Annotated in this window: 20 protein-coding genes; 5 read left to right on the plus strand and 15 right to left on the minus strand. The window is 37.7% G+C overall.

Annotated elements, in window-relative coordinates; all coding sequences use genetic code 11:
• Positions 1-20: 20 nt before the first annotated feature.
• Both HZL42_RS01075 and HZL42_RS01080 read right to left on the minus strand, forming a co-directional pair.
• Entirely contained in the window at positions 21-845 is an 825-nt protein-coding gene (locus HZL42_RS01075) for an SPFH domain-containing protein (RefSeq protein ID WP_219053872.1), read from the minus strand.
• 17 nt (positions 846-862) lie between these two features.
• Positions 863-1,180, minus strand: coding sequence for a toxin-antitoxin system HicB family antitoxin (locus HZL42_RS01080; protein WP_219053873.1), 318 nt, complete (start codon positions 1,178-1,180; stop codon positions 863-865).
• 115 nt (positions 1,181-1,295) lie between these two features.
• On the opposite strand from HZL42_RS01080, the gene HZL42_RS01085 reads away from it, so the two are divergent.
• Positions 1,296-1,949, plus strand: a complete 654-nt coding sequence (locus tag HZL42_RS01085) for a hypothetical protein (RefSeq protein ID WP_219053874.1) — start codon at positions 1,296-1,298, stop codon at positions 1,947-1,949.
• 27 nt (positions 1,950-1,976) lie between these two features.
• Here HZL42_RS01085 and HZL42_RS01090 read toward each other — a convergent pair whose 3' ends face one another.
• The 5 genes from HZL42_RS01090 to HZL42_RS01110 all read right to left on the minus strand — a co-directional run bounded on the left by HZL42_RS01090 (position 1,977) and on the right by HZL42_RS01110 (position 5,866).
• Complete coding sequence (locus HZL42_RS01090; protein WP_219053875.1) at positions 1,977-2,339, minus strand: DUF1516 family protein; 363 nt, start codon at positions 2,337-2,339, stop codon at positions 1,977-1,979.
• A gap of 24 nt (positions 2,340-2,363) precedes the next feature.
• Positions 2,364-2,561: a DUF6440 family protein gene (locus HZL42_RS01095; RefSeq protein WP_219053876.1), complete on the minus strand. Its 198-nt coding sequence runs from the start codon at positions 2,559-2,561 to the stop codon at positions 2,364-2,366.
• Between the two features lie 87 nt (positions 2,562-2,648).
• Positions 2,649-3,974: a C1 family peptidase gene (locus tag HZL42_RS01100; protein ID WP_219053877.1), complete on the minus strand. Its 1,326-nt coding sequence runs from the start codon at positions 3,972-3,974 to the stop codon at positions 2,649-2,651.
• 21 nt (positions 3,975-3,995) lie between these two features.
• Positions 3,996-5,312 carry a C1 family peptidase gene (locus tag HZL42_RS01105; RefSeq protein ID WP_219053878.1) on the minus strand — a complete coding sequence of 439 codons (1,317 nt, stop codon included), beginning with the start codon at positions 5,310-5,312 and terminating at the stop codon, positions 3,996-3,998.
• 131 nt (positions 5,313-5,443) lie between these two features.
• A complete protein-coding gene (locus HZL42_RS01110; protein WP_219053879.1) occupies positions 5,444-5,866 on the minus strand; it encodes a hypothetical protein in 423 nt (140 codons plus the stop codon).
• 304 nt (positions 5,867-6,170) lie between these two features.
• Between HZL42_RS01110 and HZL42_RS01115 the strand changes: the two genes are divergently transcribed.
• Both HZL42_RS01115 and HZL42_RS01120 read left to right on the plus strand, forming a co-directional pair.
• A complete protein-coding gene (locus HZL42_RS01115) occupies positions 6,171-7,010 on the plus strand; it encodes a helix-turn-helix domain-containing protein (protein ID WP_219053880.1) in 840 nt (279 codons plus the stop codon).
• Between the two features lie 21 nt (positions 7,011-7,031).
• Entirely contained in the window at positions 7,032-7,331 is a 300-nt protein-coding gene (locus HZL42_RS01120; protein ID WP_219053881.1) for a hypothetical protein, read from the plus strand.
• A 41-nt stretch (positions 7,332-7,372) separates the two neighbouring features.
• On the opposite strand, the gene lepB (HZL42_RS01125) is transcribed toward HZL42_RS01120, so the two are convergent.
• From lepB (HZL42_RS01125) to rpmH, 8 genes are all read right to left on the minus strand, one after another.
• Positions 7,373-8,017 carry a signal peptidase I gene (lepB, locus tag HZL42_RS01125; RefSeq protein ID WP_219053882.1) on the minus strand — a complete coding sequence of 215 codons (645 nt, stop codon included), beginning with the start codon at positions 8,015-8,017 and terminating at the stop codon, positions 7,373-7,375.
• A gap of 121 nt (positions 8,018-8,138) precedes the next feature.
• Positions 8,139-8,795 (minus strand): signal peptidase I, encoded by a 657-nt coding sequence (lepB, locus tag HZL42_RS01130; RefSeq protein WP_219053883.1) that lies wholly within the window; start codon positions 8,793-8,795, stop codon positions 8,139-8,141.
• 137 nt (positions 8,796-8,932) lie between these two features.
• On the minus strand, positions 8,933-10,858 hold the full coding sequence (mnmG, locus tag HZL42_RS01135; protein ID WP_219053884.1) for a tRNA uridine-5-carboxymethylaminomethyl(34) synthesis enzyme MnmG: 1,926 nt from the start codon (positions 10,856-10,858) through the stop codon (positions 8,933-8,935).
• Between the two features lie 69 nt (positions 10,859-10,927).
• Positions 10,928-12,325 carry a tRNA uridine-5-carboxymethylaminomethyl(34) synthesis GTPase MnmE gene (gene mnmE, locus HZL42_RS01140; protein ID WP_219053885.1) on the minus strand — a complete coding sequence of 466 codons (1,398 nt, stop codon included), beginning with the start codon at positions 12,323-12,325 and terminating at the stop codon, positions 10,928-10,930.
• Positions 12,326-12,514: 189 nt separating this feature from the next.
• On the minus strand, positions 12,515-13,273 hold the full coding sequence (gene jag, locus HZL42_RS01145; protein ID WP_219053886.1) for an RNA-binding cell elongation regulator Jag/EloR: 759 nt from the start codon (positions 13,271-13,273) through the stop codon (positions 12,515-12,517).
• A 110-nt stretch (positions 13,274-13,383) separates the two neighbouring features.
• Positions 13,384-14,220: a membrane protein insertase YidC gene (yidC, locus tag HZL42_RS01150; protein ID WP_219053887.1), complete on the minus strand. Its 837-nt coding sequence runs from the start codon at positions 14,218-14,220 to the stop codon at positions 13,384-13,386.
• Positions 14,213-14,581: a ribonuclease P protein component gene (gene rnpA, locus HZL42_RS01155; protein WP_219053888.1), complete on the minus strand. Its 369-nt coding sequence runs from the start codon at positions 14,579-14,581 to the stop codon at positions 14,213-14,215. Before rnpA ends, yidC begins: the two co-directional genes overlap by 8 nt.
• A gap of 68 nt (positions 14,582-14,649) precedes the next feature.
• Positions 14,650-14,784 carry a 50S ribosomal protein L34 gene (gene rpmH, locus HZL42_RS01160; RefSeq protein WP_219053889.1) on the minus strand — a complete coding sequence of 45 codons (135 nt, stop codon included), beginning with the start codon at positions 14,782-14,784 and terminating at the stop codon, positions 14,650-14,652.
• Positions 14,785-15,257: 473 nt separating this feature from the next.
• Here rpmH and dnaA point away from each other — a divergent pair, with 473 nt between their 5' ends.
• The gene (dnaA, locus tag HZL42_RS01165; protein ID WP_219053890.1) at positions 15,258-16,613 is read left to right on the plus strand and encodes a chromosomal replication initiator protein DnaA; all 1,356 of its coding nucleotides are present in this window, start codon (positions 15,258-15,260) and stop codon (positions 16,611-16,613) included.
• 230 nt (positions 16,614-16,843) lie between these two features.
• Entirely contained in the window at positions 16,844-17,977 is a 1,134-nt protein-coding gene (dnaN, locus tag HZL42_RS01170) for a DNA polymerase III subunit beta (protein ID WP_219053891.1), read from the plus strand.
• Positions 17,978-17,992 lie beyond the last annotated feature (15 nt).

Below are 17,992 nucleotides of genomic sequence, written 5' to 3' on the forward strand. Positions count from 1 at the left end.
ATAATCCACTTTTTGTACCCTTACTTTTTAGAATCGCTAGCGTCCCAGATTTTTTTTAAACTAGCCATTCGTCCGTATTGATCAGCTTGATCAAGCGGGGTCACAATTAGATTGCTATCTGACTTAGCTAGTTCTGCAAATGCGTTAATTGATTGATTTTCAAAATACTTAGCATCAGCATTAGTTAATCCAGATTGGATGGTGTCAATTCGATATTTTTCAGCATCCGCCTTAATTCGAGTTGCTTTAGCATTAGCATTGGCAGTTGCAATTAAGGCCTCGTTTTGAGCTTTGGTGCGTAATTGAATGGATTGCGCATCTCCTTCAGCTTTGGAAATTTCTGCCTTTCGTTCTCGATCCGCAGTTAGTTGCTTATCCATCGCCTCTTGAATTGCAACTGATGGGGTTAATTCATCAATATTGATTCGATCAACATTAATTCCATAGGTATTCGTTAGGTCCCCAATTGCTTCAGCCAAATCTTGGTTAATCTTAGCAGTTGAGCCCAACACTTCGTTTAAATCCATTCGGCCAACAATATCACGAAGGTGGCCTCGGACTAGCTGGGACATTGATTCAACGGAGTCCGTATTTTCATATTGGTACTTAGCGGAGTCTGTAACATGGTAATTCAAAGTTACACTAGCAGAAACTTCAGCATTATCTTCAGTAATAATTGAATATTTCTTAAGTGAGAGTGGTTTCATTGCTAGACTGACCGTTCTAATTTTCTGTAAAAACGGTATGTAGATGTTTAATCCAGATTGAACGGTTCGGCTATACTTACCTAGGGTTTCAACTAGCCCTTCACAATTTTGTTTCACAATTTTTAATCCAAATGGCATTTTGACTCGCTCCTCTACTATTTTTGGCGCAGTAATAAAACATTGCCGTTAGTTCCGACTACCTCATAATCTGCAGAATCAGATGGTTGGGATTCATTTAATAAATCATAGCGATAGTAAATCCCTTGCATTAATACTAACCGACTCTTTTCGTTAATTTCACGACCACTAATGGTGCGGCCCACAAACTGACGTTGCTCTAAAGTACCACTTTTGACCGTTGTTCTCAATACGTTTTTGATATATTCATCAACGGTGCGATGTTCAACATCAGCAGCCCTTTTAACTTGATCAGCTAGTTGGGCATCCAAATCAACTGTAAATTTAATTTCCAACATCCCCCTCAATTGTTTCACGTGTAACATTATCACATTAACTATTATTATTACAACCAAAATCTAAATCGTGATATACTAAATTATAATAATTATTAGACTTGGAGGATAAGCAATGGCTACTAATTTACAATTACGCAGTATGTTGACGCTTGAATCACAACCAGGACCATTTATTTCAATTTTCGTTCCACTAGATAATGTTCGTAACCGTGATTTCGTAACTAATTTAAGTAATCGGGTCAGACTTTCGTTTAAAAATAAATACCCTGATAATGATTGGTCGCCATACCAAGCTAAATTTGACAAAATGAAGGTGCCTAGAATGTTAGGAGCACGAAGCACCAAGGGCCTCGCCATCTATGTTGGACCCACCATTTTGAAGGTCTTTAAATTAAACCATGAAGTTAATGAAACCATCGTTATGGATGATACCATGAAAATCATTGAATTAATTGTGGATACTCAATTTAAGCACATTCAAAGATCCCACCACCTGTTTGATGCTGCAATTAAAAACATCAAGGTTCACTACCATGAAGCCAGCCAGATGGATCTCACTAGCGATAAGTTGGATGATATCGTTAAATTGGCCCCAGCTGGTAGAATCGATGCCTTGATTATTAATACCGCTGCTTCTCAGGAAGCTAAAAATCACATCCTAAATGACCTCGCAATTACCGTTATTGGATTTGGTGGCAATGTATTTCTCCTTAATAATGAAGAAATGCCCGATAACAAAGGAGTTGCCGTTATTAAACGGGGCTAAAAAAGCACTCATTAGAGAGTGCTTTTTTTATTTCATATCTGGTTTGATAAATGGATGTCCACCAGCAATGATAACCCCTAGTAGAATCACTAATATCACTAATACCACTAGAATGCTAATCCACTGTTTAGTGAGCTGGTTACGCTTCTGCTTTGCAAATGAAACCTCTAAAATTCCGATTAATGCAACTGCTGCAACTACCTTCGCAATCGCAAGAATCGGTGATCGATTCCACGCATGTGGAAATAAAATAATTCCACTAACGATAAAAATTAAGTAACAGAATCGGTCTAACATTACATAAAATTGATTTCCGCTCTTCAATGATAATGCCATTACGGTAGAAATCAATAGGATCAAAGCGAAGATAACATGAAGCCATAGGACCATCATAATTCCCCCAACAATTTATTTTTAGTTATCCTTTGTTTTACGGCGCTTATCCGCTAATAGCTTTTCAGCAGTTTTAGCATTAATTTTCACTGATCCATTTGCATCAAGCAATGGAATCAGAGAGCTTCCGTATCCACCATACTCAACTCCGGTTTCACGGTCAACGTATACTGAAACGCCAGTAAAGGATTCTTCCAATAATTTAAAGCGTTTTGCCAATTAAGTCGCCTCCAAGTTGTCTTTCCTAACCATTTTACCACAAAAAGCGTACAATCTGGATTTAACAGATTATACGCTTTTATTTCTTTAGCTTAGTGAATCCCATGGTTCCAGTGGCTCTGGAACTTGCTTCAAAAGTGTTTGTTGATCTTCAGACAGGTACTTCTTGTTTACAACCACTTCGTAAACAAAATCGTCCATCCAGCTATCAGCCATGGTAAAGTAACCCTTTTCACCGTTATCTTCACCCCAGCTATTTTCAACTTTCCAGCGGGTTGGCTTATCATCAACTAAATCAACCCCCGTCAATACCATTGCATGGGAAACTTCAGCTTGATGGTAATTAAACCGGTCAGCCTTTTTCATTGAAAGTTCCACGTTAAATAGTTCGGACCGATGGTAAAGATTAGCATCTAAAATTCCATCCTTACGAGCTGATTGTTCAACAACGTCATTTCCGAACCAGACCGTCATTCCATCCTTTAATTGACTAATTGCAGTTTCCTTTAAAACTTCCATTGGTAGGTTTAAAAATTGAATTGGCTTACCACCCACCACGTTATTTTGACTTGGAAGACTGTAAAGTTTTTTATACTTTTTATCAGGCGCATTGGTAAGCACAATGTAATCATCTAAATTATCATCAAAATACTTATCAAAAAATTCCTTAGGAGTTAAGCCTTGATCTAAGTGATAATTATTTTTATCATCCCGATATTCAAAGTCAAATGTTTCAGGTGGCACTCCAATTGAGTATGCAACAATCCGATAAACTTCACTAAGCATTTTTTGTCTAGTGTTAGCAAGTTCTTCATCGGTAACCCCATCATTCACTAAGTCCCGTAGTTGCATTCCATCTCGACGTAGCTTTAAGTTCAAGACTGAGTTCAAGTCCCGGGTATTCTTAGTTACGTTATTTTCTGGAAAAACTGATTGTGGAACCACCCCGTATTTTTGAACTAACGCTGCAGACATGGACCATTGACCACCGTCGTTGCCAGGGCCTGAAAGGTAAAAATCCACCGTCCGATCAGTGGTTGGTAAATTAGCAGTACTAATCATCCGGTCATAGAAGATGTTGGCACGTTCAATCTTATCCCAGAAAAAGAGGTAGCTTTGGGAAAGTTCAAAATCTTTTACCCCGTATTTTTCAGCAAATTGATGGCGAAGGTTATTCGTTAATGAAAATAGCCAACACCGTCCACTTTGGCGTTGATTAGTAACCCCGCCGGTTTTGACTTCCACTGAAAAAACGTGGTTCGTCCGCACTACTGACTTGGGATCCCGAGCGGCATTGTTAATCCCATTTTGTTGAATTGCCCGTGAAATTACATCAGCTTGTGGTTGTTTTGCAAAATCAGCTTCAAGGGCAGCGATATCCTCGGCATTTAATTCGTTATTAATTTCTGTCATTGCGATTCCTCCAAATTACTATTAATCCCATGGTTCTAATTCAACTGGTTTTTCGGTAAGCATTCTTTGTTGTTCTTCAGTTAGGTACTCACGCTTAATAATAACCTCATAGACAAAATTATCCATCCAGTCATCTGACATGGTAAAGTATCCATCTTCACCAACCTTACTCCCCCAGCTATTTTCAACTTGCCATTTGGTTGGTTGTCCATCAATAATATCAACACCAGTAAGCGTCATTGCATGGGAAGCCTGTGCCTCATCATAGTCAAAACGTTGCTTTTTAGTCATATCCAAGTCAATATTAAATAGCCGATCCCAATGGTATAAATTGCTATCCAATAGCCCTGGCTTATTTGCTGATTGAGCCCCTACATCATTTCCGAACCAAACTGGTTCACCATCAGTAAGTTGTTGAATTGCCATTCGTTTTAAATTTTCCATTGGCAAGTTTAAATAGTGGATATGCGGACCGCCAATCACATTATCAGCAGTGGTTTGTTGATATAATTGATTATACTTACGATGGGGATAATTACATACTGAAATGTATTGGTCTAAGTCAACATCAAAGTATTTTTCATAGAAGTCCTTTGGTGTGATGGCCTGGTCAATGTGGTATTCACCCTTATCATCACGGTACTCAAAGTCGAACGTCTTTGGTGGCACTCCAATACTCATTGCGACCATCCGATAAACTTCAGTTAACATTTTTTTACGTAACGCATTAATTCCATATGGTTCAACGCCACTATTAATTAACTTCCGAAGTCTCATTCCGTCACGACGTAACTTAAGTGACAATACACTGTTAAATTCAGCAGTGCGGTTAGCAATCGAAGTTCTTGGAAAGGCAGAATCAGGTAGCACTCCGTATTTTTGAACAAGTGCAACTGCCATGTCCCACTCGCCACCATCATCGTCTGGATATGATAAGTATAAGGATACTTCACGATCACTAGTATCCTTGGTAGCAGTCCTGATAATCCGCGAATAATATGCATTGGCTCGTTCAATTTTATCCCAGAAAAATAGAAAGTTAGCGGATAACTCGAATCCCTTTACGTTATATTTTTTTACGAATTCATGACGTAAGACGTTCATTAGTGCAAACATCCAGCAAAAGCCAGCTTGCTTTTGGTCGGTAATCTTATCGTTTTCACTTGCTTTTAAATCAATTGAGAACGTCGGATTTAATCTAACCTTAGATTGACTATCGATGGCAGTCTTGTTAATTCCATTTTCCTGGATTGCCCTTGAAACAACATCAGCTAATGGTTGCCGTAAATAGTCATCCTTCAAATAGGATAGTTCCTTTGCAGTTAATTCATTTGCCATTAGTCATTCCCCCCTCTTAATTAATTTAGTCTTGTCTATAATAATAATATAGATTGGTTTAAAGTAAAATGATTAAATAAATAATGGTAAATAAAAAAAGCTCCTAAAAGGAGCCTTCTTATAACCATCAACTAGTCATTTGATTTATCAATATCATCAAAAGTACTAATCATTTTTTCAATCACTTCAGTTAAATTAACATCATTTAAATTAACCGTAGTTGTTAAACAATGGTATGGACGATAGTAATAAACTTTAAAGTTACTACCATCAACCCGATGATTAGGCAATTTTTCAAAATAGTTTTCCACAGTGGATAACTCAGGGTAGTCGCTAATATCAAAAACGCCCCAATCTTCCAATTGTAGTGGAATCAAAACCCGTACCTGGTGGTCATTATGAACTTGGAATTGAACTTCACAGTCACCATCGTTAACAAGTCCTACCATAGCCCAATAAGGTGTTTCAGGGATGATTTTTAAGTCTGAAATACTGTAGTTACTGTTTTTCTTAACAGCGTCAACAGCACTTTCAATTGTATCAATCATCTTCATGAAATCATATCCTTTCCTCAATATAATACATATTTGATTATAACATCATAATTTAAAAATAATTACTATTATATGTTAGTTTTGTAGGTTTATGACAAACTTTTGAAACATATTTCTAAATATTATCTATATTAAATAAAGATTATCAAAAAAATTTATAAAGGTGCTTGCTTTCGCATGTTATTTATTTCATATTTGTGATAGTATATTAATTTGTGAATGATAGATGAATGAATGAAAACTTTCTTTATTGAAAGTTGAGAACTTTTTAGTAAAAATATGGATTAATGAGAGAGGTATAAATATGTTTTTAGGAAGTAAAATTGCTCAACAACGCAAGGAGAAGAACATCACTCAAACTGATTTAGCAAATGATATTTGTACTCAAAATACGATCAGTAAAATTGAAAAGCACAACGTTCCTCCTACCACTAAAATTTTAATCAAGTTATGTCAAAGAATTGATTTAACTTTAAATGATGTTTTTTCTGATTTTAGTCAACCAGATAGTGACTTAAATGAACAGTTAAAAAGCATCGAACGTTCATTATATAGCTACAATGATAATGAAGCTAAGCAAATTGAGGCTAGCATTAAAAAGTTATCTAAGTCCCAAATCGAAGACGAAGATTTGGTTCAATACCAATTTATCGTTGCATTCTTCAAGTTCCGTCAGGGTCAATTTGAAGACGCCATCTTTGAATGTGATAAGGTATTAGCTAGTACCCATAGTGCTAAGGATAATGTCTACACAACCTTAGCATACACAGTTAAGGGTGACTCATACAAAAAGATTGATAAAATCAGCAAAGCTGAATATTATTTTGACATTGCAGATGGATTCATTAATAATTATAAATTAACATCCAAAATTGATTATAACTCCATTCAGGTCATCTTCATTTGCAACCAACTTGCTAAGTACTATGTTTTAACAAAGGATTTCAAAAAGACAATGAAAATTGCTAAAATCGGGATTCAGTTAAATGACCAACTTCACACCACCTACTTTATGAATTCACTATTCAACATTGCGTTCGAAGCTGGAACTGAATTAAAGTTAGATCCTAGACTAATTAAAAAGTACCAACAATTCGCTAGTCTATTCAATGAATACAATGGATTCGAAAGTATTAACGCTTAGATGAGGACTGGTGATTAGATTATGATTAACATCAAACAACACATTCGTATGTATGCTGAAGAAGCTGTTAAAAATAATGATTTAATGACCACTCAATCCGTCCAATCATTAGCACAAGCGGATCATAAAACATGGCGGGTTGCCATAGAAAATTTCCAGGGGAATGGTCAAAAAATTGAGGTAATCCTCGCACCAGTAGTTAATTCTGATGATTACCAGGTCCTTAATTCTAAGGGGACCACCATCTGGCAAGGTCAGTTCACTGAGGCTAACTTCAATTCAATTATGCAAAATGTTTTAATGAAATTAAATATTAAATAAGTCAAAAAATCAGCCAATCAATAATTGATTGGCTGATTTTTTTATTCATATGCTAATGAATTAATATTTTTCTGTTGTTGCTTGTTAGTATTGTTCCCATTGAATGGCCATGGCCATTCAAATACGTGAACAACTCCCATGATCTTATTCTTAGGTACAAAGCCCCAGTAACGACTATCATTGGAAACACTTCTATGATCCCCTAAAACAAAATATTCACCCTTTGGTACCGTTACCGCCTGCTTATTCTTTGGCCAGTTAGCAGCTAGCTTTTTAATATCCCAGTTAGTAATTTTATAGGCTGGAACTTGGGTTCCACTAGTCCGTTGGTACTTATTAATGAACGTTTGGGGAATCTTTTTATTATTTACATAAATGGTTCCGGCTTTAAACGCTACCTTATCCCCTGGGAGTCCAATTACCCGCTTAACATAGTAATCTGGATTCCCAGATGCCTGTGGATCCTCACCAGTGGCATTAAACACAATTACACTTAGGTGCTTAATTTTAGCCTGGCGTAAAACAACAATCGATTGGTTATTTCTTAAGTTAGGCTCCATTGAGGGCCCACTTACCCGTACCTTTGAAACTAAGAAATTGTTAACTAACCATAGCACCGCTAGGGTCGCAATGATTGGTACAATGTAGTCAAAGATGAATTGAAGTACTCTATTTTCTGATTTCACAATAATGTCCCCTGTTTCATTTTTTAAAAATTAATCATATTATAACATTTTATTAGATTGCATTGCGATATAGACAATTTCTTAAGAAACCGCTGGGAAAGATTCCCAACGGTTTTGGTGTTTAATATCCTAATGAATTAACGTTATGTCGTTCCTGACTATCAGTATTGTACTTATTAAATGGCCATGGCCAACCATACGCATTGGCAACCCCCATAATCTTATCCTTTGGTACAAAGCCCCAGTAACGACTGTCGTTAGAGACACTCCGGTGGTCCCCCATCACAAAGTACTTTCCTTTAGGAACCGTAACGGCACCTTGATCCACCTTCCAGTACTTAGAGAGCTTCTTCAGATCCCAATTCTTAAAGGCCGGAATCCCAGTAGCAGTATTTTGCACCTGGGTTCCAGTCGTGGCTTCATACTTACTAATGAAGGTTTGAGGCACCTTTTTATCGTTAACGTAGACGGTGCCATCCTTAAATGCCACTTTATCCCCTGGCATCCCAATAACCCGTTTTACATAGTAATCATCACTAGTCGTAGCATTGGGATCAACTCCGTTAGCATCAAAAATAACGACGCTTTGGTGTTTAATTGGTGCCATTTTCCATACAATCAATGCTTGCTTATCATTTAGGTTGGGCTGCATTGAAGGCCCACTGACCCGTACCCGACCAAATACGAAGGTGTTTAAAACAAAATAAATCACAAAAACAATGACAACGGGAACTACGTAATCAATCAAAAACTGAAGCGTCCTATTTTTCTCTTTCAACTTTAAAACTCCTATACTTATGTAATATTAAACATAATATATAACATTTTTTTAAGAACCAGTAATAATTTTAGTTTTCATAAGAAAAAATTAAAAAGCCACAATGGTGGTTACCCATCATTATGGCTTTCAAATTTTTATTTAGTTTTAGCAATTCGACCTTGTTGGATGTAAACACTTAAGATTGCAATATCAGAAGGATTCACCCCACTAATTCTAGAGGCCTGTGCAATACTATGGGGTTGAATTTGTTTTAGCTTTTGATGCGCTTCAGTTGCCAATCCGTCAATCGCATCATAATCAATGTTTTCTGGAATCTTCTTAGCTTCCATTTTCTTTAATTTTTCAACGTTTTCCTCGGCTTTTTTGATGTAGCCCGCATACTTAGTTCTAATTTCAACTTGTTCAATTACCCGCCGGCCGAGTGGCTTAGCTGGTTCAGGAATGAACCGCTTCAAAATGTTGTAAGTTACATACGGCCGCCGTAAGAATACTGACGCCAAGACACCGTCTTGAAGGGGTTTATCCCCATGTTCTTGGATGAACTGGTTCACTTCATCATTAGGTTTAATTCGGATCTTATTTAACCGTTCGATTTCACCCTCCACAGCAGCCTTCTTAGCTAGGAATGCTTGGTAACGCTCTTCTGAAATTAATCCCAATTCATAACCCTTTTCAGTGAGTCGCATGTCAGCATTATCATGCCGTAATAATAACCGGTATTCAGCCCGACTGGTTAGCAACCGGTATGGTTCGTTGGTCCCCTTGGTAACCAAGTCGTCCACCATTACCCCAATGTAGGCTTCGTTACGCTTTAGGATTAATGGATCCTTCCCCTGGGCCCGTAAAGCCGCATTAATTCCAGCGTACATCCCCTGACCAGCCGCTTCTTCATATCCAGAAGTCCCGTTTGTTTGACCAGCAGTATAAAGGTTCTTTACTACTTTTGTCTCAAAAGTTGGCTTCAGTTGGTATGGATCCACAACGTCATATTCAATTGCGTATCCTGGACGCATCAATTCTGCATTTTGCATTCCGGCAACGGAATGAATCATATTTTGTTGAACTTCTTCTGGCATCGAAGTCGACATTCCATTGACGTAGTATTCCTGTGTTTCTCTTCCTTCTGGTTCTAGGAAGACCTGGTGGTGGTCCTTATCAGCAAATCGCACAATCTTATCTTCAATTGAAGGGCAATAACGAGGCCCGATTCCTTCCACCGTTCCGTTAAACATCGGAGCCCGATCTAAGTTCTCCCGAATAATGGCGTGCGTCTTTTCATTTGTATAAGTTAGCCAACAGGAAAGTTGATTTTTAAGCTCAAGATACTGACTATCTGGAGTTTCATAACTAAAGTGGTTCACTTCCTTATCCCCAGGTTGTTCGGTGGTTTGACTAAAGTCAATCGTATTTCCATCAACCCGTGGTGGAGTTCCAGTCTTAAACCGTTTTAGTTTAAATCCAAGGTCTTCTAGGTTCTTAGAAAGTTCTAGGGCTGGTTGGGTGTTATTAGGCCCTGAGGAGTATTGTAGTTCCCCGATAATAATTCTACCGCGGGCGGAAGTTCCAGTACATAAAACGACCGTTTTGGCATTATATTTAGCCCCAGTATTGGTAACTACGCCCTTACAAACCCCATCTTCCGTAATTAAGGAATCAACGATTCCCTGCCGCAACGTCAAGTTAGGTTGGTTTTCAATTGTTTCCTTCATTGCCCGGTGGTACGCATGCTTATCCGCTTGTGCACGTAAGGCCCGCACTGCGGGACCCTTTCCAGTGTTTAACATCCGCATTTGAATATAGGTCTTGTCGATATTCCGACCCATTTCACCACCAAGAGCGTCCACTTCCCGGACCACAATGCCCTTAGCAGGGCCCCCAACTGATGGGTTACATGGCATGAATGCCACCATTTCTAAATTAATGGTTAATAATAAAGTCTGATTTCCCATTCTTGCAGCTGCTAGGGCTGCTTCACAGCCAGCATGGCCGGCTCCAACTACGATCACATCGTAATCGGGACCCTGGTAGGTCTGCTTTACATGACTAAAAATTTCGCTCATAATTGCCTCCAAAAGTTATCCACATGTTAATTATTTTCCATTTAATTCCATTTTTACACTTATCCACAATTATTTTCCTAAACAAAATTGGCTAAATAACTGATCTAGTAACTCGTCGTTATAACTATCCCCTGTAATCTCACCCAGGAGTTCCCAACATCTAGTCATGTCGATTTGAACTAAGTCCACCGGCATACCACTGTCAATCCCATTGATGACATCATCCAATGCTGAAAGGGCTTGGTTCAACAAGCTAATGTGGCGAGCATTTGTAACCATTACGTTTGATTGGGAGTTTTCAATTCCTTCTTCGAAGAAGAGTTTCGCAATTCGTTGCTCTAATGCACTAAGTCCGTCAGCCTTCATTGCGGAAGTGGAGATAATGTTTTCATCGCCAACCAGTTGCTTTACTTCGGATAATTCAATCGCCATTGGTAGATCGGTTTTATTCAAAATTACAATCCGCTTCGTATCCTTAGTTAGTGCTAATAGCTCTCGATCCTCCGCCGTTAATGGTTCGCTCGAATTTAAAACTAGGAGCACGAGATCTGCGCTGTTGATTGACTTTCGTGACCGCTCGACCCCAATTTTTTCAACTTGATCGTCAGTCTTACGAATTCCAGCAGTATCAATCAACTTTAATGGCACTCCGCTAACGTTAACGTATTCTTCTAAAACGTCGCGAGTGGTTCCAGGAACATTGGTAACAATTGCCTTGTCTTCGTGCAATAAATGGTTTAAGATACTGGACTTTCCAACGTTTGGGCGACCGACAATTGCGGTTGCCAAACCATCCCGAAGGACCTTTCCCTGTTTGGCAGTTTTTAATAGTTGTTCGACACTAGCCCGAACTTCCTTCGCTTTATCCAAGAGTAACTTAGTAGTAATCGTTTCGGCATCATCGTACTCTGGATAATCAATGTTCACTTCAACATTTGCTAATACATCTAAAATAGCTTGTCTAAGATTCCGAATTAAATGGGAAAGGTTCCCATCTAATTGATTCAAAGCTGCTTTCATCGATTGGTCGGTTTTAGCTTCAATCAAATCCATAACTGCTTCCGATTGTGATAAATCAATCCGCCCGTTTAAAAATGCTCGTTCTGTAAACTCACCTGGATTTGCCATCCGGGCTCCGTTACTGAGCACAATTTGTAAAATTCGGTTGGTCGCAACAATTCCACCATGACAGTTAATTTCAATTACGTCTTCTTTGGTGTAGGTATTGGGGGCCCGCATTACAGAAACCATGACTTCGTCGACGGTTTCATTATGGTTGGCAGGATCTACAATGTGACCGTAGTTAATGGTATGGCTCGCAACTTTGTTTAGATCCTTCCCACGGTAAATAGCGGTAATTACCTTCATTGCATCTTCACCACTAACCCGTACAATTGCAATTCCTCCCTCACCAGGGGGGGTTGAAATCGCAGCGATGGTATCAAATTCAGTTGTTGTTAATGCCATATGATGACTTCCTTTCCATAATTCAAAATCGATTTACAATACAAAAAAAGTGCCCACTCCACGCCTTAACACACGTGGACAAAGCACTTTCACTACTTTATCTAGCTATATTAATTTTTACACGACAAATAACATTTATATCATATAGTGATATAAACGGTTTGTCAATTTAGCGGCTTAATTATCTTATTACTTGGGAACTACCACAACGGCGCGGTATGGCTCACGTCCAGCCGAGTAAGTTCTAACATGTTGGTGATTCTCTAACGTCTTATGAATTTTCTTTCGTTCGAATGATGGCATTGGATCTAAGTAAACTGGTTTGCCTTCTGCAACGACATCCCGAGCTGTTTTTTCAGCCAATTTTTCTAAAATATCTAACCGCCTTTGCCGATAATTAGCAGTATCTAATTCAACCACAACATGGTAAATTCCTAATCGATTTAAATAAATTTCTGCTAAAGTCTGGAGTGCGTTAATCGTTAAACCATGTTTCCCAATCAACAGTCCCTCTTCTTTGGTATCAAAATTAATCTTAATCGTTTTACTATTTTTAAAAACCACTTCTGATGTAGCATGAATGCTTAGCTGAGTAACGATTGCATCTAAATAATTTTGTAAATTTGTAACTGCTTGCTTAGTATCTTCAGCATCATTTTCTGGTTCAGCTTCTTCATCCTTTGATTTTGTAAATTCAATACTAGCTGACTTTGCTGCATTTGATGCCTTAGTATTAATATCTTGATCATCAGCAGCTGACTTAGGTGTTTTAGTTTCTGGTTCTTGGATTACCGTAACTTCAACAATTGCATCGCGCTTGCCAAAGCCCAGAAATCCTTTTTTTTCGGTTTGAATCACTTTAATGTTTGCTTGATTTTTTTCGATTGCTAGTTTGTTGAGTGCGTTTTGAATCGCTTCATCAACATTTTTTCCGGTAAACGTATTCATGAATATGAATCCCCCATTAATTTTTGCTTAACATTATAATAATAGCACAACAATAACAACAAAAGACACCAAAATCCGTAGATTTGGTGTCTTTTAATTAAGGTTTAACTTTATTTACGACGGCTCTTCTTAGCTCTCCGAATTGCCTTTGCGACTTTTCGTTCCTGTTCCTTTTGAGCCCGTTCCTTTTCATCACGTTCACGTTGGATCTTCCATGGATTTTGCAATACTAGGGTTTGCACTGCTTGGAAAGCATTAGTGATTACCCAGTAAAGTGATAGGGCGGATGGAACACTTAAAGCGGTAAAGAAAATAATTAATGGCATCCCGAATGTCATTACAGTCGTCATGCTGTTTTTTTCAGGTTGGGATTTCATTGCAAGCCATGAACTGACGAACGTCAGTAGGGCGGCTAGGATTGGTAATATGAAATATGGATCCTTATCACCAAGTCTTAACCACAAGAATTGACCTGATTTTAAAATCTCAGTTCTAGAAATTGATTGGTAAAGTGCGTAAATAACTGGTAATTGAACAATTAATGGTAAACAACCAGCAATTGGATTCACTCCAGCTTCTGAATAAAGCTTTTGTTGTTCTTCACGCAACTTTTGCATTGTTTCAGTATCTTTTGATGAATACTTCTTTTGTAATGCTTTTAATTGTGGTTGAATTTCTTGTGTTTTCTTCATACTTCGGGTTTGGAAAATCATCAAAGGTAAAATGATGATTCGGATAATAATCGTAAAAACGATAATTCCGATTCCATAACTAGACCCGAAAATTTTAGATAGCCAAATGATTGCACGGGAGAAGTTTAAAACAATTCCGCCATCCCAAATTCCAGTACTGTGATTAGTAATGGGAGTGGTACTACATGCACTCAATAGGAAAACTAAACTAAAAACTGAAGCTAACGTTAAGTATTTTTTTAGTTTTTTATTCAATTTTTTGATCCTCACTATAATCAGGACTAAGTAAATTTGCTAATTTTAAAACATGAATCAAATTATACTTGATGGCTTTCATCGATTGGCCAGATGCATGGGGTCGGGCAATCACTAGAAAATCAATGTCACTACGTAACCATGGCTTTAATTCTAACAATGATTGTCTAACTCGACGCTTAACCCAGTTTCTATGAACTGCGTTCCCAATTTTTTTACCAACAGAAATCCCAACTCGAAAATGAGGCTGGCTAGGTTTGGCCATTTGATAAATAACAAACATCCGGTTAGCCACTGAGTTATGGTTTTCAAATACCGTCTGGAAGTCAGCTTCCTTTTTAACGCGATATGATTTTCGCATAATTCATCTCCAAGTAACGATTCAAAATATACATAAATAATGAAAAAGACCACTGAATGGTCAGTGATCTATACAGACAATGATTTTCTGCCTTTTCTACGACGACGTGCTAACACCTTGCGTCCGTTACTGGTTAACATCCGTTTACGGAAACCGTGTACACGAGCACGATGACGTTTCTTTGGTTGGTAAGTTCTCTTCATTACTAACCCTCCTTAGACTTGTTCTATTTCTATTAAGTTTAAATACAATTCCTAAATATAATAACACACTTATTTTCAATTTTAAATAGTTATTTAATTAAACCGCTATTATTTTTTATCCAGGAATTGTGGATAAAAAATGTTACGCAACATTTTGACCAGTAAATCGTATTCATTTATCAACAGGTTATCAACACCGTTATTAACATGTACACACCCTGTTAATAAAATTAGTCACAGCTGTGGATATGTTTTTATAAACCCTTATTTATCAATCTTGAACAGTATTTTTTTATCCACAATTGTTGTTAATAAGTACCTTAAAAACCCCAGTGGTTTTATTTTATCCACAGGGTGTTAATAAAGAATTCCACAAGTTGTGAAACAAATTAATACTGTTAATAACCCTGTGGAAAACTCATTATTTTAATGCTAAAATAATTTTTGTATTTTTAAGAAAGGAGGCAATCAATTTGGATGCTAATTCATTATGGAATGAAATTAATTCCCTTTTAAAAGATGATTTTACCCCAGTCAGTTATCGAACTTGGTTTGATCACGTTAAACCAATCAAGTTGGATCATAATCGATTAACGCTTCAACTTCCTTCTGATTTACACGTTGAATATTGGCAAAAAAACATCACTAGTAAAGTAATCGAATATGCTTTTCAAATTACTGGAAATGACATTACTCCTATTTTAGTAACTGAAAACCAAGTTAACGATGAAAAACAAGAACAAGCAGAACGCCAAAGAAATTCACCGATTGAAGAAAAAAATAATCAATTAAATCCTAACTACACCTTCGATAAGTTCGTTGTCGGTAAGCCCAATATGTTTGCCCAAGCGGCTGCCCTTTCTGTTGCAGAGGATCCAGGGACTACCTATAATCCACTCCTAATTTATGGAGGGGTGGGATTAGGAAAGACCCATTTAATGCAAGCGATTGGAAATTACATGTTAGAACAGGATCCGACCAAAAACGTCGTATTTATTACTAGCGAGAAATTTACAAATGAATTTGTGAGTGCGGTCAAAAAGGATGCTCATGGTGGTAGCGAAATGGAACGCTTCAAAGAGAAGTACCGAAATGTCGACCTTTTATTGGTAGATGACATTCAATTCTTCTCCAGTAAGGATAAAACTCAAGAAGAGTTCTTTCACACTTTCAATGACTTACACAAGGATGGCAAACAAATTGTCATGACTTCTGATCGGCTCCCAAATGAAATTGCAAAGTTACAAGATCGCTTAGTTTCAAGATTTAATTGGGGCCTTGCAGTCAGTATTGATGAACCTGACGTAGCGACTCGAACCAAGATTCTACAAAGTAAGGCGAAGTATTCCAACATTGCAATAACGGATGAAGCATTGGAATACCTAGCCGAAAAGGTTGATTCTAACGTTCGGGAGCTAGAAAGTGCTCTCTCCAGGGTAAAAGCGTACTCTGAATTTAAGGGGAACCGACTGCGGATTAATACCGAATTGGTGGAAGACGCAATGGCAGGGCTTGATTTTTCAAATAAAATCGAACGCACTGTTGATATTAATGACATCCTCCGAAAAGTCGCATCTTATTATGATGTTTCAGTTGATGATATTAAAGGCAAGAAACGGTATAAGGAAATTGTTGCCCCTCGGCAAGTTGCAATGTATCTGTCTCGTGAACTCACTAAAACCTCCCTTCCTAAAATCGGAAAGGCGTTTGGTGGAAAGGATCACACTACCGTTATTCATGCTTACGATAAAATTAAACGGGCTCTCGATAATAACGATCCTCAACTAAAGGACGAAGTGGCTGATCTAAAAACAGAAATCCTTCGTTAGTTTTAATTTTTTAGCCGGTAAAATAATGTTATAATTTCAACATGTGTTTTATTTAGAAAAGATCTTATCCACACATTATCCACAGAAATTCGCAGTTATCCACAAGCTATCCACAAGCTTAATATCAGTAATAGCAAGTGATTAAGCTCAAAATAACCCATTTATCCACAACGCTTATTACTACTATTTATATAATTAATTAATTGTTGTAGAGCAGGAGGAACTCAAAAATGAAATTTTCGATTAAAAGATCTGCTTTTATCCAAAGTTTAAATACTGTATCAAGAGCAATTTCTTCAAAAACCACCATTCCCATCCTAACTGGAATTAAAATTACTGCTGATAGCGAAGGTTTAATTCTAACTGGTAGTAACGCTGACATCTCAATTGAAACCCAAATTAAAATTGATGATGCTAAAAACGAACTGGTGATTGAAGAAGAAGGTTCAGTCGTTTTAACTGCTGGATTCTTCGTTAGCATCGTTAGAAAGTTACCAGATGAAAAAATGGATTTATCAGTTAGCAACGATTTACAGACCACCATTAAGTCTGGACAATCAGAATTCACAATTAACGGCTTAAACGCAAGTAATTATCCACACCTTCCAGAAATTGATACTGACGACTCAGTAACTTTCTCTGGGGATATCTTCAAGGAAATTATTGGCCAAACGGTAATTGCGGTTTCCACCCAGGAAAGTCGGCCCATTTTAACTGGGGTCCACTTTGAACTTAGTGCGGGAAAACTGTTGGCAGTCGCAACCGATAGTCACCGACTAAGCCAACGGTCAATTAACTTCTCTGGTAGCGATCGGGACTATAACTTTATTATTCCTGGAAAGAGTTTGAATGAACTTTCGAGAATGATTGAAGAACACCAAGACCTTGAAATGCGCATTGCTGAAAATCAAGTGCTATTTATCTTTGGGGATACGTTCTTCTACTCACGGTTGTTAGAAGGAAACTACCCTGATACTTCCCGTTTGATTCCAGAAGAGTCCACTACTCAAGTTCAATTAGAAGCGCCAACCTTACTTGCATCAATTGAACGGGCATCATTACTTTCCCACGCTTCTAGAAACAACGTGGTTAAATTAACGATTACCCCAAGTGATGGTAGAATTGAAATTACTGGTGATTCCCCTGATGTTGGGACTGTGGAAGAAGAATTAGAACCTGAATCAGTAACTGGTGATGAATTAGAAATTTCGTTTAACCCTGATTACGTTAAGGATGCTTTGCACTCATTTGGGAAGACGATGATTGAAATTTCATTCTCATCTGCTTTAAGACCGTTTACCTTAAAGCCAACTGAAGATGGCGATAGCTTTATCCAATTAGTAACACCAGTTCGGACCTTTTAGGGTTTGAAAAAATTC

The sequence above is a fragment of the Lactobacillus sp. Sy-1 genome, from assembly GCF_019303535.1.
Lineage (GTDB): Bacteria > Bacillota > Bacilli > Lactobacillales > Lactobacillaceae > Nicoliella.